We start from the raw sequence: 14077 nt of genomic DNA, 5'->3' as shown, positions 1-14077 counted from the left end.
GCCCCCGCCGCCGCCTCCGCACCGGAGTCCGCCGGTCCCCATCACCGCGCCTCCGGTTCGTGCCGTCTTGCCCTATTCGCGAAGACGCCGTCCGTGCCTCTGCGGGGTCTTCACACCGCCCGACTTTCGGATACGGGACCCGGCCTGAAATAGTTCCCCCCGGATGTTCGCCATCCCTGGACTCCCAGCGACGGGGGTACATCGGGGGACAAGTAGTGGGGCATGGAGTGCCAGAACTCGTACTGGAATTGAACGGAAGGACCTGGACTCTCGATCCGTCCAGGTCGTACACCCTCGGACGTGATCCGCAGGGCGACCTGGTGATCGACGACGCCAGGGTCTCGTGGCGGCACGCCACCATCAGCTGGAGCGGGCGGAGTTGGGTCCTCGAGGACCACGGCTCGACCAACGGCACCTTCGTGCAGGGCCAGCGGGTCCACCAGGTGGAGATCGGGCCCGGTTCCGCGGTGCACCTCGGCAACGCGACCGACGGCCCCCGGCTGAATCTCGCCGCGGGAGCCGCGGTCCAGCAGGCACCGGCGCAGGCCGCCCCCGCCCACCAGGGCGCGGCGCAGGCCGACTGGGCGACTCATCAGGCGCCGCCGCCGCAGCAGCAGGGCTGGCAGCAGCCGCCGGCCCAGCCGCACCAGCAGGCGCCGCAGCAGCAGTTCCCGCAGCAGGCGGGCCCCGCCGAGCAGTTGGCGCAGAAGGTGCCCGGCCAGGGAGGCGGCCACGCGGGGGCGCCGCCGGTCTACGGCGACCGCAGCCCCACCACGTTCCACCAGCTGGCCCTCGGCCACGTCATGCGCATCGGTCGTGCCCTCGAGAACGAACTGGTCGTCTCCGACCTCCAGGTCTCGCGCCACCACGCCGAGTTCCACGCCACCCCCGACGGCCGTTTCGAGATCCGTGACCTCGGCTCCCACAACGGCACCTACGTCAACGGTCAGCCGATCGCCAAGGGCGGCTCCGTCCTCATCGGCCCCAACGACATCGTCGGTGTCGGTCACTCGACCTTCCGGATGGTCGGCGGACAGCTCGAGGAGTTCGTCGACACCGGCGAGGTCTCCTTCTCGGCCCGCCACCTCACCGTGACGGTCGACGGCGGCAAGCAGATCCTCAAGGACGTCTCCTTCGGCGTTCCCGAGAAGTCGCTGATCGGTGTCATCGGCCCCTCCGGCTCCGGCAAGTCGACCCTCCTCAAGGCGCTGACCGGCTACCGCCCGGCCAACGAGGGCGACGTCCTCTACGACAACCGGAGCCTCTACAAGCAGTTCGCCGAGCTGCGCCAGCGCATCGGTCTGGTCCCGCAGGACGACATCCTGCACAAGGAGCTGACCGTCCAGAAGGCGCTCCGCTACGCCGCCAAGCTCCGCTTCCCCGGCGACACCGCCGAGGCCGAGCGCGAGGCCCGCATCGACGAGGTGCTGCGCGAGCTCAAGCTCGACATCCACAAGGAGAAGAAGGTCACCTCCCTCTCCGGTGGCCAGCGCAAGCGCGTCTCCGTCGCCCTGGAGCTCCTGACCAAGCCCTCGCTGATCTTCCTCGACGAGCCGACCTCCGGCCTCGACCCGGGCATGGACCGCGACGTCATGCAGCTGCTGCGCGGCCTCGCCGACGACGGCCGCACGGTCCTCGTCGTCACCCACTCGGTGGCCGAGCTGGGCCTGTGCGACAAGCTCCTGGTCATGGCGCCGGGCGGCTCGGTGGCCTACTTCGGTCCGCCGGAGGAGGCGCTGAACTTCTTCGGCTACAGCACCTGGGCCGACGTCTTCTCCGCCTTCGAGAACTACCGCGACTACGACTGGGCGGGCCGCTGGAAGGGCTCGCAGCACTACCAGATGTACGCCGCGGACATCGACGCCGTCGCCGCGCAGCCCGTCCAGATGCCGCAGCAGGCGATGGCCAGGCCGCCCAAGCCGCAGGGCTGGGGCTCCCAGCTGTGGACCCTGATCCGCCGCTACTCCTCGGTGATCGCGTCCGACAAGGGCTTCATGGGCCTGATGGTGATCCTGCCGGCCGTCCTCGGCCTGGTCTCGGTCGTCATCCCTGCCGACTTCGGCCTCGCGCCGCCCACGCCGCCGTCCCGCTTCAACGGCGACGCCGGCACGATCATGCTCATCCTCGCGGTCGGCATGTGCTTCTCGGGCGCCGCCAACTCCGTACGTGAACTGATCAAGGAACGGGTCATCTACGAGCGGGAGCGGGCCACCGGTCTGTCCCGCTCGGCGTACCTGATGTCCAAGGTCATCGTCCTGGGCGTGATCACCGCCATCCAGGGCGTGATCATCTGCGGTATCGGCTTCGCCACCCGCGACCTGCCCGCGGAGGGCCTGGTCCTGCCGCCGGCCGTCGAGCTGTGCGTCACGATCATCGCCCTCGGCTTCACCTCGATGATGTTCGGCCTGGTCATCTCCTCGCTGGTGAAGACCGCCGAGAAGACGATGCCGCTGCTCGTCATGTTCGCGATCGTCCAGGTCGTGTTCACCGGCATCCTCTTCCAGGTGTACGGATCGCCGGGCCTGGAGCAGTTCGCCTGGCTGATGCCCTCGCGCTGGGCCATCGCCGCGGCGGGCTCGACCCTCGACCTCGCCCACCTGATGCCGCCGTGGGACCACAAGGACCCGACCAACCTGGACCCGCTGTGGGACCACACGGTCGGCCAGTGGGGCTTCAACCTCACGGTCCTGCTGCTCATCGGCATCGCCTGCGGCTTCGCGGTGGCGCGTCTGCTCCGCCGCCACGAGCCCGAGGTCATGCGCAAGTAACAGCGGCCGGACGCGCCGAAGGGCGGCACCCCAGCACGGGTGCCGCCCTTTCGGCGTCTGCGCTGCCTACGGTCAGTAGGCGCTGTTCACGTTGTCCATCGAGCCGTAGCGGTCGGCGGCGTAGTTGCACGCGGCGACGATGTTCGCGACCGGGTCGTACTGGTCGAACTTGGTGCCGGGCACGTGGTACGTCTTGAAGGTCGGGTAGATGACCTGGAGCAGGCCCTTCGACGGGACACCGTTGATGGCGTTGATGTCCCAGTTGTTGATCGCCCGCGGGTTACCGCTGGACTCCCGCATGATGTTGCGGTGGATGCCCTCGTAGCTGCCGGGGATGTTGTGCTTGTCCATGATGAACAGCGCCTCGCGGATCCAGCCGTCGAGGTTGTTCGCGAAGACGGGGGTGCGGGCGGCGGCACGGCTCGCGGCCGCCTTCGCCTCGGCGCGCTTCTTCGCGTCCGCCTTGGCCTTGGCCTCGGCCTTCGCCTTGGCGGCGGCCTTCGCCTGAGCGTCCGCCTTGGCCTGTGCGGCGGCCTTGATCTTGGCTTCGGCTTCCTGCTTGGCCTTCAGGCCGATCGCGCTCTGCTGCTCGGTCAGGCTGGCGTGGAGCGCCTTGGCCTGCGGGCTGTTCGCGTCGTACGACCAGGCGACCTGCTGCGTGTTGGTCAGGGCCTGCGGCTCCGTCTCGGCGGAGGCGTTGCCGGGGACCAGGGAGAAGCCGATGGCCGCGGCGCTGAGAGCGGCGACGCCGGCGATGGAAACCTTGTGGGTCTTCTTCAGGCGACTGTGGCTGTTCGCAGACATGCAGTAGTACCTCTTCGAATCGCAGGGGGTGTCGCTCAGGCCGGGCGGCGCTGCGCCCTGTTCGGCGGCGACGGCTGCAATTCTTAGCGGCCGCAAAATGCTGTGGCAAAGGTGTGACGTACGATCCCGGGTAGTGGATCAGGGGCCCGTGCACCGCGCACGGACACCTCCCCCGGCCGGGGGCATACCGCCCTCATCTGGTGTTTACGCCACCACTAAAGTGATTCGTAAGTGACGTGCGTCCTATGCGGGGGCTCACATCGGCCGCGCGGCGAACTCACCGCAGGTTGCGTCAGCAATGCGCACAGTAAGTGGGCCCCGCCCCTGTGGCGCCCGGCGCCGCGCACCACGCTCGTCAGCCCCCGCCCGCGCCTCCTGCCCGGCTCCCGCGGCCCCATGCCCGCGCCGGGCCGCCCGGTCCCATGCCCCTCCGCGGGGCCGCCCGGTCCCATGCCCCCTCGCCGGGGCCCGCGGCCTCATGCCCCTCGCCGGGACCCACCGGCCCCACTCCTTCCCCGGGACGCACCGCCCCCACCCCTTCCCCGGGCCCCACCGCTCCCACCCCTGTGTCGCGGCCCACCGGCCCCGCGCCCGGCCCCGCGCCCGGCCCCGCGCCCGGCCCGGTGCCCCCGGCCCGACGCACCGGCGGCCGGTGGGCACGACGACCTAGTCCCCGGGACCTAGGTGACGGCCGTCCCCGGGCCGATACGCACCGTCACACCCCACCGGTACGGTGAGTCCATGAGTCACCGACCCGGCTCCGGCCTGGCCGCCGTGAGCACCGCTCTGCTGGCGATGAGCCGCCACCTGGAGGTCCGCGACGTCCTCAAGACGATCGTCGCCTCCGCGCGCGAGCTGCTCGACGCCGAGTACGCGGCCCTGGGCGTCCCCGACGACCACGGTGGCTTCGCCCAGTTCGTCGTCGACGGTGTGAGCGAGGAGCAGTGGCGCGCCATCGGCCCGCTGCCCCGCCAGCACGGCATCCTCGCGGCCATGCTGCACAAGGCCGAGCCCGAGCGGCTCGCCGACGTCCGCGAGGACCCCCGCTTCGAGGGCTGGCCGGCCGCGCACCCCGAGATGTCCGACTTCCTCGGCCTGCCCATCCAGGACGGCGACGAGACCATCGGTGCGCTCTTCCTCGCCAACAAGCGCTGCCCCCGGCCGAACGGCGGCTGCGGCTTCACCGCCGAGGACGAGGAGCTGCTGTCGATCCTCGCCCAGCACGCGGCCATCGCCCTGACCAACGCCCGGCTGTACGAGCGCAGCCGCGAGCTCACCATCGCCGAGGAGCGCTCGCGCCTCGCCCACGAGCTGCACGACGCCGTCAGCCAGAAGCTCTTCTCGCTCCGCCTCACCGCCCAGGCCGCCGCCGCCCTCGTCGACCGCGACCCGGCCCGCGCCAAGGGCGAACTCCAGCAGGTCGCCTCGCTGGCCGCCGAGGCCGCCGACGAGCTGCGCGCCGCCGTCGTCGAACTCCGCCCCGCCGCACTCGACGAGGACGGCCTCGTCCACACCCTGCGCACCCACATCCAGGTCCTGGACCGCGCCCACAGCGCCACCGTCACCTTCGACAGCGCCGGCGTGCGCGCCCTGCCGGCCGCCCAGGAGGAGGCGATGCTCCGGGTCGCCCAGGAGGCCCTGCACAACGCCCTGCGGCACGCGAAGGCCGAGCTGGTCACCGTCTCCCTGACCCGCCACGGCCAGGGAGCGCTTCTCACCGTCACCGACGACGGCACCGGCTTCGACCCCCGTACGGTCCGCAGGGCCGGCCGCCACCTCGGCCTGGTCTCCATGCGCCACCGCGCCGGCGGCGTCGGCGGACGGCTCACCGTGACATCGGAGCCCGGCCGGGGCACCACGATCGAGATGGAGGTCCCTGGTGGCTGACACCCTCATCCGCGTCCTGCTGGTCGACGACCACCAGGTGGTCCGCCGTGGCCTGCGGACGTTCCTGGAGGTCCAGGACGACATAGAGGTCGTGGGGGAGGCCTCGGACGGCGCGGAAGGCGTCGCCCGCGCCGAGGAGCTGCGCCCCGACGTCGTCCTCATGGACGTCAAGATGCCCGGCATGGACGGCATCGAGGCGCTGCGGAAGCTGCGCGAGCTGGCCAATCCCGCGAAGGTGCTGATCGTCACCAGCTTCACCGAGCAGCGCACGGTCGTCCCGGCCCTCCGGGCGGGCGCCTCGGGATACGTCTACAAGGACGTGGACCCCGACGCCCTGGCCGGCGCCATCCGCTCCGTGCACGCCGGGCACGTGCTGCTCCAGCCGGAGGTCGCCGGGGCGCTCCTCGCCCAGGAGGACGGCCACGGCGGCACGGGCCGGGGCTCCACCCTCACCGAGCGGGAGCGCGAGGTGCTCGGCCTGATCGCGGACGGGCGGTCGAACCGGGAGATCGCCCGGGCGCTCGTCCTGTCGGAGAAGACCGTCAAGACGCACGTCTCGAACATCCTCATGAAGCTCGACCTGGCGGACCGCACCCAGGCGGCGCTGTGGGCGGTGCGACACGGCATGACCACGTAAATGACGGAAGTGACGAGTGAGACGGAGGAGGCACCTCCGTTCCCCTCTTCATACTGTCGGGTGTATGTCCCCCATTCGGCGCAACCTCAGGGGGGTGCCGGCGTTCTCCATGGCGTGCTGCGGCGGCCGGCCGCGGCGAATACCAGGAGGATCCTGAAGTGAACAACCTCAAGAAGGCCGCTGCCCTCACCATGGTCGCCGGTGGCATCGTCGCCGCGGGTGCGGGCGTCGCCTCCGCCCACGGCGGTGCGCACGCCCACGGGCAGGCCCTCAACTCCCCGGGCGTCGCCTCCGGCAACCTGGTGCAGGCCCCCGTGCACGTCCCCGTGAACGTCTCGGGCAACACGGTCAACGTCATCGGCCTGCTGAACCCGGCCTTCGGCAACGGCGCCCTCAACGGCTGACGCCACCCCTGACAGGCCCGGCCCCCGGAGGAACCCCGGAGGCCGGGCTTCCCCCTGTACCGGAAGGGCCGCCGAGCGACCGGAGGTCAGCGCTCCCGCTCCCGCTCCTCCACGTACGCGTTGTAGGCCGCCACCTGCGCCCGCCGGGCCACCCGCTCCACCGGCCTCAGCGCCTCGCCCCGCGCCGCCATCTCGGACGCGCTGACCGCGCCCCCGTGCCCGTGGTCGTACGCCAGGTCGATCAGCAGGCCCACCCGCTGGGCCAGCTCCAGGACCCGTACCGCACGCGGCGGATACCCCGGCGCCAGGACCTCGCGACCCGCCTCCGCCCGCGCCCGGTAGGCGTCCCGCGCCGCGTCCGCCACCGGACCCGAGCCCGCCACGTCCAGTCGCGTCAGGACCACCGTCGCCTCCCGCAGCGCCTCCGCCAGCTCCCGCTCGGCCTCGCCCAGCGACGGCACGTCCGCGGGCGGAGCCTCCCGCACCGGCAGACAGTGCCAGACCACCTCCACGTGCACGTCCCCCTCGGGACCCGCCTCCGTGACCTCCGGCACCAGACCGTACGGCGCGCCGAAACCCACCACCGCCTCCTCCGACTCCAGCGCCCGCGCGTTGAAGTCCGGCGGCCCGCTCAGCCCCAGCGGATGCCCCGGCGCCGGCAGCGCCACCCGCCACCCGGTCACCCCCAGCCGCCGCAGCCGGCCGAGCGCCAGGGTCAGCCCGACCCGCCCCGCCTCGCCCGGCAGCCCCTCCACGCGGTGCACCGCGTCGTCCCCGACGATCGCCTGCACCGCCTCGTCCGGCGATACCGATCCGGCCAACAGGGCGTTCCCCCAAGCGGCCAGGCGTCCTGAGCGTGGTTCCGAAAGCATGCCCACAGCCTAGGTCGTCTCCCTAGGCCGCAACCGGCGAAGCCCCGACCGGTCCACGCCCCCCCGCACCCGGCCCCTCCCGCCCCCTCCCGCCGCCCCCGGCGGGGCCGGAGCGGCCCCAGGGCCCACCTGAGGACCGGCACGCCCGGCGAGTGGCGTAGGTTTTCCCTGGACGCCGCGCCCACCGGCGCAAGGCGACGACCCGACTCGACCGCAAGGGGAGACAACGCGCTCATGAGCGATGTACTGGAGCTGGTGGACGTATCCGTGGTCCGCGACGGACGGGCTCTGGTGGACGATGTCTCGTGGTCGGTCAAGGAGGGCGAGCGCTGGGTCATCCTCGGCCCCAACGGCGCCGGCAAGACCACCCTCCTCAACCTCGCCTCCAGCTACCTCTTCCCGAGCACCGGCACCGCACGGGTCCTCGGCGAGCAGCTCGGCGGCGTGGGCACCGACGTCTTCGACCTCCGCCCCCGCATCGGCATGGCCGGCATCGCCATGGCGGAGAAGCTCCCCAAGCGCCAGACGGTCCTGCAGACCGTCCTCACCGCCGCGTACGGCATGACCGCCACCTGGCACGAGGACTACGACGCCGTCGACGAGGACCGCGCCCGCGCCTTCCTCGACCGGCTCGGCATGACCGAGTACCTGGACCGCAAGTTCGGCACCCTCTCCGAGGGCGAGCGCAAGCGCACCCTCATCGCCCGTGCGATGATGACCGACCCGGAGCTCCTCCTCCTCGACGAGCCCGCCGCCGGACTCGACCTCGGCGGCCGCGAGGACCTGGTCCGCCGCCTCGGCCGCCTCGCCCGCGACCCGTACGCCCCCTCCATGATCATGGTCACCCACCATGTCGAGGAGATCGCCCCGGGCTTCACCCACGTGCTGATGATCCGCCAGGGCAAGGTCCTCGCCGCGGGCCCCATGGAGACCGAGCTCACCTCCCGCAACCTCTCGCTCTGCTTCGGCCTGCCGCTCGTCGTCGAACACGTCGGCGACCGCTACACCGCCCAGGGCCTCCCGCTCAAGTGACCACCGCCCAGCGGTAGTCGGCTGGTCCTCCGGAACACGGGCGTCGCGCCCCCGCACAGGGCCGCGCCCTGTCCCCGGAGTTCCCGCCGCCCTACCATGACCACGTGGACATCGACGCGTGGGTCTGGTGGCTGATCGGCGCGGTCGGACTCGGCATTCCGCTGGTCCTGACCGCGATGCCCGAATTCGGCATGTTCTCCGTCGGCGCGATCGCCGGAGCCGTGACCGCCGGTCTCGGCTTCGGCATCGTCGCCCAAGTGGTCGTCTTCGTCGTCGTCTCGGTGGCGCTCCTCGCCGTGGTCCGCCCCATCGCGGCCCGGCACCGCAACGGACCGCCCCGGCACGCCAGCGGCATCGACGCCCTGAAAGGCCGTCAGGCCGTCGTCACCGAACGGGTGGACGGCAGCGGCGGCCGCATCAAGCTCGCCGGCGAGATCTGGTCCGCCCGCGCACTCGACTCCGGGCAGAGCTTCGAACCGGGCGCGCAGGTCGACGTCGTCGACATCGACGGGGCGACCGCCGTGGTCATGTGACCGAACGTCCCACGCGACGGCCCCCCGTCTGGGAAACTCGATCATCGAACTCAACCCGGCAGTGAACCGGCAGCGAAGGGCACGGGGAACACGATGTCAGCAGTCATCATCGTCCTGATCATTCTGGTGGTGCTTGTCTTCATCGCCCTGATCAAGACGATCCAGGTCATCCCGCAGGCGAGCGCCGCGATCGTGGAACGCTTCGGCCGCTACACCCGTACGCTCAACGCCGGCCTGAACATCGTCGTCCCGTTCATCGACTCCATCCGCAACCGCATCGACCTGCGCGAGCAGGTCGTGCCCTTCCCGCCCCAGCCGGTGATCACCCAGGACAACCTGGTCGTCAACATCGACACCGTCATCTACTACCAGGTCACCGACGCCCGGGCCGCCACCTACGAAGTCGCCAGCTACATCCAGGCGATCGAGCAGCTCACCGTCACCACCCTGCGCAACATCATCGGCGGCATGGACCTGGAGCGGACCCTCACCTCCCGCGAGGAGATCAACGCCGCCCTGCGCGGCGTCCTCGACGAGGCCACCGGCAAGTGGGGCATCCGCGTCAACCGCGTCGAGCTCAAGGCCATCGAGCCGCCGACCTCCATCCAGGACTCGATGGAGAAGCAGATGCGCGCCGACCGCGACAAGCGCGCCGCGATCCTCACCGCCGAGGGCATCCGCCAGTCCCAGATCCTCACCGCCGAAGGCGAGAAGCAGTCCGCGATCCTCCGCGCCGAGGGTGAGGCCAAGGCCGCCGCCCTGCGCGCCGAGGGCGAGGCCCAGGCCGTGCGCACGGTCTTCGAGGCCATCCACGCCGGAGACCCGGACCAGAAGCTTCTCTCGTACCAGTACCTCCAGATGCTCCCGAAGATCGCCGAGGGCGACGCCAACAAGCTCTGGATCGTCCCCAGCGAGATCGGCGACGCCCTCAAGGGGCTCTCCGGAGCCTTCGGCAACCTCGGCGGCGGGGTCCCCGGCTTCAACACGGGCACCGTCCCCGGCAGCCGCACCGGCTCGGGCGTCGAGCGCCGCGAAGAACCCCCGGTTGACTGACACCTACACGCAATCGTGCATGATCGGTGTGAGCCCCTCGACCCCGACGACGTCCGGGCGGGGAGGCGACACACCGACCATGTGAGGAGATGGCGTTGTCCATCTGGGAGATCCTGGCGGTCTTCGCCGCCGGCGTCGGCGCCGGCACCATCAACACCATCGTCGGATCGGGAACGCTGATCACGTTCCCGGTCCTCCTCCTCACCGGCCTCCCCCCGGTCACGGCCACCGTCTCCAACGCCCTCGGCCTCATCCCGGGCTCCATCAGCGGCGCCATCGGCTACCGCGCGGAACTCAAGGGCCAGCGCCGCCGGATCCTCCGCCTCGGCACGGTCGCCGCCACCGGCGGTCTCGCCGGCGCCGTCCTGCTGCTGATGCTCCCGCCCCGGGCGTTCGAGACGATCGTCCCCGTCCTCGTCGGCCTGGCCCTGGTCCTCGTCGTCCTCCAGCCGCGCCTCTCCAAGGCCGTCCAGGCCCGCCGCGCACGCACCGGCACCCACGGAGATCCCGACGGCGGCCCCCTCCTGCTGACCGGCCTGCTCCTCGCCAGCGTCTACGGCGGCTACTTCACCGCGGCCCAGGGAATCATCTACCTCTCCCTCATGGGGATGCTCCTGGCGGACACCCTCCAGCGCCTCAACGCCGTCAAGAACGTCCTCGCCGCGATCGTCAACAGCATCGCCGCGCTCTTCTTCCTCTTCGTCGCCACCTTCGACTGGACCGCCGTCCTCCTCATCGCCGTCGGCTCGGCCATCGGCGGGCAGATCGGAGCCAAGGTCGGCCGCCGCCTCCCGGCACCCGTCCTGCGCGGATTCATCGTGGTCGTCGGCACCGCCGCGATCGTCCAGCTCCTCCTGCGCTGAACGACGCGGGGCCCGCCCCCGAGGAGAGGGGCGGGCCCACACGCGTACGTCCGTCAGGAATCAGGCGGCCGTGGTCCCGAGCCACGCCGGAAGCTCCGACCGCTCACCGGCCCGCATCGCCAGCAGCATCGCGTCGGCCGGCGTCGGCACGAACGGCTCGTGCAGCAGCGGCATCCCCGCCTGCTCCGGAGTCCGGTCCGCTTTGCGGTGATTGTCCTCGGCGCAGGACGCCACCGTGTTCAGCCAGCTGTCCGCACCCCCCTGCGCCCGCGGCACCACATGGTCCACGGTCGTCGCGCGCCTCCCGCAGTACGCGCACCGGTGCTGGTCCCGTACCAGCACACCCCGCCTCGACCACGGAGCCTGTCTTCGGAACGGCACCCGGACGTAGCGGCAGAGTCTGATCACCCGGGGAACCGGTATGTCGACGGCGGCGGCACGCATGCGGAGACCGGGATGCTCCTGCTCGACGACGGCCTTGTCCTGAAGGACGAGCACCACCGCACGGTTGAGTGTGACCGTCGACAGCGGCTCGAAGCTCGCGTTCAGTACCAGGGTGTCCCGCACTGTGCCCACCTCCCGTGTGCCGGCCCGGCCCCCTCGTGGGCCTGGGCTTGGATCAACTCTGGCCGGGCGCGCCGGGTTGGACAACGCAATATCCGTGCACAACGAAAAGTGCCCGCTTCTGATCTCTCCAAGACCAGAAGCGGGCAAACAACAAACGAACGCTCAGCTCTCCGCGGGAGCCGTGTACTCGGAGATCAACTGCGCACGTCCCAGGGTGTGGAACCGCAGGTTGAAGCCCACCGCGGCCGGAGAGGCGTCCGCGTCGGGACCGAGCTTCTCCGAGTCCACCGCGTACACGGTGAAGACGTAGCGGTGGTTCTCACCGGCCGGGGGAGCGGCGCCGCCGAAGTCCCGCGAGCCGTAGTCGTTGCGCACCTGCACGGCACCCGCCGGCAGCCCCTCGAACGACCTCGAGCCCGCGCCCGCCGGCAGCTCGGTGACCGTGGCCGGGATGTCGAACACCACCCAGTGCCAGAAACCGCTGCCCGTCGGCGCGTCCGGGTCGAAGCAGGTGACGGCGAAGGACTTCGTCCCCGCCGGGAACCCCTCCCAGCTCAGGTGCGGCGAGGTGTTCCCCTCCGCGTACACCTGAGCCGCCTTCAGCACACCGCCCGCCACGATGTCGTCGCTCACCACGGTGAACGCCGGCACCGGCGGATGGAAGTCGTGAGGGAGCGGCGCCCTCTTGCCCTCGGACACGTCTGAACCTCCGTATCGCCTGATGCAGTACGCGGCCGAGCCTAGAGCCAGTTCCGCTTACCGCCGACGTCGGCGAGCCACTGGTTGAGGTAAGCCGCCCAGTCGGTGGTGTGGAAACCGTCCAGGCCCACCTTGAAGGAACGGAACGAGTCGCTGCTCTCGCTGAACAGGCCGGGCTTCTTGTCCATCTCCAGGACGACGTCCATCTCGCGGTCGTCCGCCACGAAGCTGACCTCGACCTGGTTGAGACCGCGGTACTGCTGCGGCGGGAAGAACTCGATCTCCTGGTAGAACGGCAGCTTCTGCCGGGTCCCGCGGATGTGACCGCGCTCCATGTCGGCGCTCTTGAAGCGGAAGCCGAGCTGGAGGAAGGCGTCCAGGATCGCCTGCTGCGCCGGCAGCGGGTGGACGTTGATCGGGTCCAGGTCACCGGAGTCCACCGCGCGGGCGATCTCCAGCTCGGTGGTCACACCGATGTTCATCCCCCGCAGCTGCTGTCCGGCGATCGCCGTGACCGGGGTCTCCCACGGGATCTCGAAGCCGAACGGGACGACGTGGACCGCGCCGGCCTTCACCTCGAAGGCACCGCCGAGCCGCACCTTGACGAACTCGATGTCCTGCTTCGTCTCCTGGTCGCCGCCCTCGACCTCGACCCGCGCCTGGAGCCCCACGGACAGCCCCTCGATCTGCTGGTCGACCGAGCCGCCCTGGATCCGCACCTCACCCTGGACGACCCCGCCCGGTACGACGTTCTCCTCGGTGAGCACGGTCTCCACGGACGCACCACCGGCGCCCAGGCTCGCGAGCAGCTTCTTGAAACCCATGTCCACTCCTTCTTGGTCCTGACCCCTACATACGCGCGACGACCGTAGCCGGTTCCCCACCGCTTCCCGGTGATCACCAGTACGCTCGGACGCCATGAGCGAGAGCCCCGACCGTACGCCGCTCCCGCGGGACTTCTACGACCGCCCCGTTCTGGAGGTCGCCCCCGACCTTCTGGGCCGCACCCTGGTGAGAACGACGGAGGCCGGCCCCATCGAACTCCGTCTGACGGAGGTGGAGGCGTACGCCGGCGAGATCGACCCCGGCTCGCACGCCTTCCGCGGCCGCACGGCCCGCAACGCGGTCATGTTCGGCCCGCCCGGACACGCGTACGTCTACTTCACCTACGGCATGTGGCACTGCCTCAACCTGGTGTGCGGTCCGGAGGGCCGCGCGAGCGGGGTCCTGCTGCGGGCGGGCGAGGTCCTGGTCGGCGCGGAGCAGGCCCGGAAGCGTCGACTCTCGGCCCGATACGACAAGGAACTGGCCAAGGGCCCGGCCCGCCTGGCGACCGCACTCGACGTGGCCCTCTCCCTGAACGGCACGGACGCCTGCGCCGGCCCGGACTCCCCGCTGACCGTCCTCACCGGGACCCCTCCAGCCGCTGACCTGGTCAGGAGCGGCCCCCGCACCGGAGTGGGCGGCGAGGGAGCCCCGCACCCCTGGCGCTTCTGGATCGACGAGGACCCGACGGTGAGCCCCTACCGTGCCCATGTGCCCCGCAAGAGGTCCTCTTGACGCGACTTGACCCGGGTGCTGGACACGCCTAATGTAGTCCGAGCCGCAGGAACCGGGCAGTGCTTGTTCGAGCACCTCGGAGCGGCCATCCAACTACCTACAGCGAACCCCAGCAGGGGCGGATTTCGGCGTACCGCAATCCGATCCGAATGACTCGATTATGAGTCACCACGGAATTCGGCTAAAGTAGTGAACACGCCGAAAGGCAAGGCCCCAATCGGCCACCGGAAACAAAATCCGAACCGGAAACGGAACGGAAATCGGATCTGGTAAGGTTGGAAACACGAAAGACCGAAGGGAAAAAGCCCGGAGGAAAGCCCGAGAGGGTGAGTACGAAGGAAGCGTCCGTTCCTTGAGAACTCAACAGCGTGCCAAAAATCAACGCCAGATTAGTTGAT

Annotated in this window: 15 protein-coding genes; 9 read left to right on the top strand and 6 right to left on the bottom strand. The window is 70.6% G+C overall.

All coding sequences use genetic code 11. From position 1 onward, the window contains the following. The first annotated feature begins 215 nt into the window (after nucleotides 1–215). On the top strand, nucleotides 216–2768 hold the full coding sequence (locus tag ACZ68P_RS00075; RefSeq protein ID WP_471000223.1) for an ABC transporter ATP-binding protein/permease: 2553 nt from the start codon (nucleotides 216–218) through the stop codon (nucleotides 2766–2768). A 72-nt stretch (nucleotides 2769–2840) separates the two neighbouring features. On the opposite strand, the gene ACZ68P_RS00070 is transcribed toward ACZ68P_RS00075, so the two are convergent. After that, nucleotides 2841–3572, bottom strand: a complete 732-nt coding sequence (locus ACZ68P_RS00070; RefSeq protein ID WP_471000220.1) for a transglycosylase SLT domain-containing protein — start codon at nucleotides 3570–3572, stop codon at nucleotides 2841–2843. A 741-nt stretch (nucleotides 3573–4313) separates the two neighbouring features. Between ACZ68P_RS00070 and ACZ68P_RS00065 the strand changes: the two genes are divergently transcribed. From ACZ68P_RS00065 to ACZ68P_RS00055, 3 genes are all read left to right on the top strand, one after another. Continuing rightward, nucleotides 4314–5459, top strand: a complete 1146-nt coding sequence (locus ACZ68P_RS00065) for a GAF domain-containing sensor histidine kinase (protein WP_471000217.1) — start codon at nucleotides 4314–4316, stop codon at nucleotides 5457–5459. Then, nucleotides 5452–6096 carry a response regulator transcription factor gene (locus ACZ68P_RS00060; protein ID WP_365719963.1) on the top strand — a complete coding sequence of 215 codons (645 nt, stop codon included), beginning with the start codon at nucleotides 5452–5454 and terminating at the stop codon, nucleotides 6094–6096. The genes ACZ68P_RS00065 and ACZ68P_RS00060 overlap by 8 nt, the downstream gene beginning before the upstream one ends. Nucleotides 6097–6254: 158 nt before the next feature. Continuing rightward, complete coding sequence (locus ACZ68P_RS00055) at nucleotides 6255–6500, top strand: chaplin (protein ID WP_365719965.1); 246 nt, start codon at nucleotides 6255–6257, stop codon at nucleotides 6498–6500. An 86-nt stretch (nucleotides 6501–6586) separates the two neighbouring features. Here the strand turns inward: ACZ68P_RS00055 and ACZ68P_RS00050 are convergent, their stop codons facing one another. Next, on the bottom strand, nucleotides 6587–7372 hold the full coding sequence (locus ACZ68P_RS00050; protein WP_471000212.1) for a hypothetical protein: 786 nt from the start codon (nucleotides 7370–7372) through the stop codon (nucleotides 6587–6589). Between the two features lie 234 nt (nucleotides 7373–7606). On the opposite strand from ACZ68P_RS00050, the gene ACZ68P_RS00045 reads away from it, so the two are divergent. The 4 genes from ACZ68P_RS00045 (at nucleotide 7607) to ACZ68P_RS00030 (ending at nucleotide 10853) form a co-directional block, all read left to right on the top strand. After that, nucleotides 7607–8404, top strand: coding sequence for an ABC transporter ATP-binding protein (locus ACZ68P_RS00045; protein WP_471000209.1), 798 nt, complete (start codon nucleotides 7607–7609; stop codon nucleotides 8402–8404). Nucleotides 8405–8508: 104 nt separating this feature from the next. Next, on the top strand, nucleotides 8509–8937 hold the full coding sequence (locus ACZ68P_RS00040) for an NfeD family protein (RefSeq protein WP_365719971.1): 429 nt from the start codon (nucleotides 8509–8511) through the stop codon (nucleotides 8935–8937). A gap of 93 nt (nucleotides 8938–9030) precedes the next feature. Beyond that, nucleotides 9031–9990, top strand: coding sequence for an SPFH domain-containing protein (locus tag ACZ68P_RS00035; RefSeq protein WP_365719973.1), 960 nt, complete (start codon nucleotides 9031–9033; stop codon nucleotides 9988–9990). 89 nt (nucleotides 9991–10079) lie between these two features. Beyond that, nucleotides 10080–10853: a sulfite exporter TauE/SafE family protein gene (locus ACZ68P_RS00030; RefSeq protein WP_471000204.1), complete on the top strand. Its 774-nt coding sequence runs from the start codon at nucleotides 10080–10082 to the stop codon at nucleotides 10851–10853. Nucleotides 10854–10913: 60 nt separating this feature from the next. Here the strand turns inward: ACZ68P_RS00030 and ACZ68P_RS00025 are convergent, their stop codons facing one another. The 3 genes from ACZ68P_RS00025 to ACZ68P_RS00015 form a co-directional block, all read right to left on the bottom strand. Continuing rightward, nucleotides 10914–11420, bottom strand: coding sequence for an HNH endonuclease (locus tag ACZ68P_RS00025; RefSeq protein WP_365719977.1), 507 nt, complete (start codon nucleotides 11418–11420; stop codon nucleotides 10914–10916). 162 nt (nucleotides 11421–11582) lie between these two features. Continuing rightward, nucleotides 11583–12119, bottom strand: a complete 537-nt coding sequence (locus ACZ68P_RS00020) for a YbhB/YbcL family Raf kinase inhibitor-like protein (RefSeq protein ID WP_471000201.1) — start codon at nucleotides 12117–12119, stop codon at nucleotides 11583–11585. 41 nt (nucleotides 12120–12160) lie between these two features. Then, nucleotides 12161–12943, bottom strand: a complete 783-nt coding sequence (locus ACZ68P_RS00015; protein WP_471000198.1) for a sporulation protein — start codon at nucleotides 12941–12943, stop codon at nucleotides 12161–12163. A 94-nt stretch (nucleotides 12944–13037) separates the two neighbouring features. Here ACZ68P_RS00015 and ACZ68P_RS00010 point away from each other — a divergent pair, with 94 nt between their 5' ends. Further along, the gene (locus tag ACZ68P_RS00010; RefSeq protein WP_471000195.1) at nucleotides 13038–13679 is read left to right on the top strand and encodes a DNA-3-methyladenine glycosylase; all 642 of its coding nucleotides are present in this window, start codon (nucleotides 13038–13040) and stop codon (nucleotides 13677–13679) included. Between the two features lie 181 nt (nucleotides 13680–13860). Here ACZ68P_RS00010 and ACZ68P_RS00005 read toward each other — a convergent pair. Continuing rightward, nucleotides 13861–14077: hypothetical protein (locus ACZ68P_RS00005; RefSeq protein ID WP_471000192.1), on the bottom strand; the 217-nt coding region annotated here is incomplete at its 5' end.

The sequence above is a fragment of the Streptomyces sp. NPDC036822 genome (genome assembly GCF_055609145.1).
Note: the sequence above shows the minus strand (reverse complement) of the source record. Positions and strands in the feature narration are given on the sequence as shown.

What these genes read in the sequence shown, in the direction of transcription:
- ACZ68P_RS00070 (WP_471000220.1), bottom strand. Translation starts at nt 3,572, where the DNA reads ATGTCTGCGAACAGCCACAGTCGCCTGAAGAAGACCCACAAGGTTTCC.
- ACZ68P_RS00065 (WP_471000217.1), top strand. Translation starts at nt 4,314, where the DNA reads ATGAGTCACCGACCCGGCTCCGGCCTGGCCGCCGTGAGCACCGCTCTG.
- ACZ68P_RS00015 (WP_471000198.1), bottom strand. Translation starts at nt 12,943, where the DNA reads ATGGGTTTCAAGAAGCTGCTCGCGAGCCTGGGCGCCGGTGGTGCGTCC.
- ACZ68P_RS00010 (WP_471000195.1), top strand. Translation starts at nt 13,038, where the DNA reads ATGAGCGAGAGCCCCGACCGTACGCCGCTCCCGCGGGACTTCTACGAC.
- ACZ68P_RS00050 (WP_471000212.1), bottom strand. Translation starts at nt 7,372, where the DNA reads ATGCTTTCGGAACCACGCTCAGGACGCCTGGCCGCTTGGGGGAACGCC.
- ACZ68P_RS00045 (WP_471000209.1), top strand. Translation starts at nt 7,607, where the DNA reads ATGAGCGATGTACTGGAGCTGGTGGACGTATCCGTGGTCCGCGACGGA.
- ACZ68P_RS00030 (WP_471000204.1), top strand. Translation starts at nt 10,080, where the DNA reads ATGGCGTTGTCCATCTGGGAGATCCTGGCGGTCTTCGCCGCCGGCGTC.
- ACZ68P_RS00035 (WP_365719973.1), top strand. Translation starts at nt 9,031, where the DNA reads ATGTCAGCAGTCATCATCGTCCTGATCATTCTGGTGGTGCTTGTCTTC.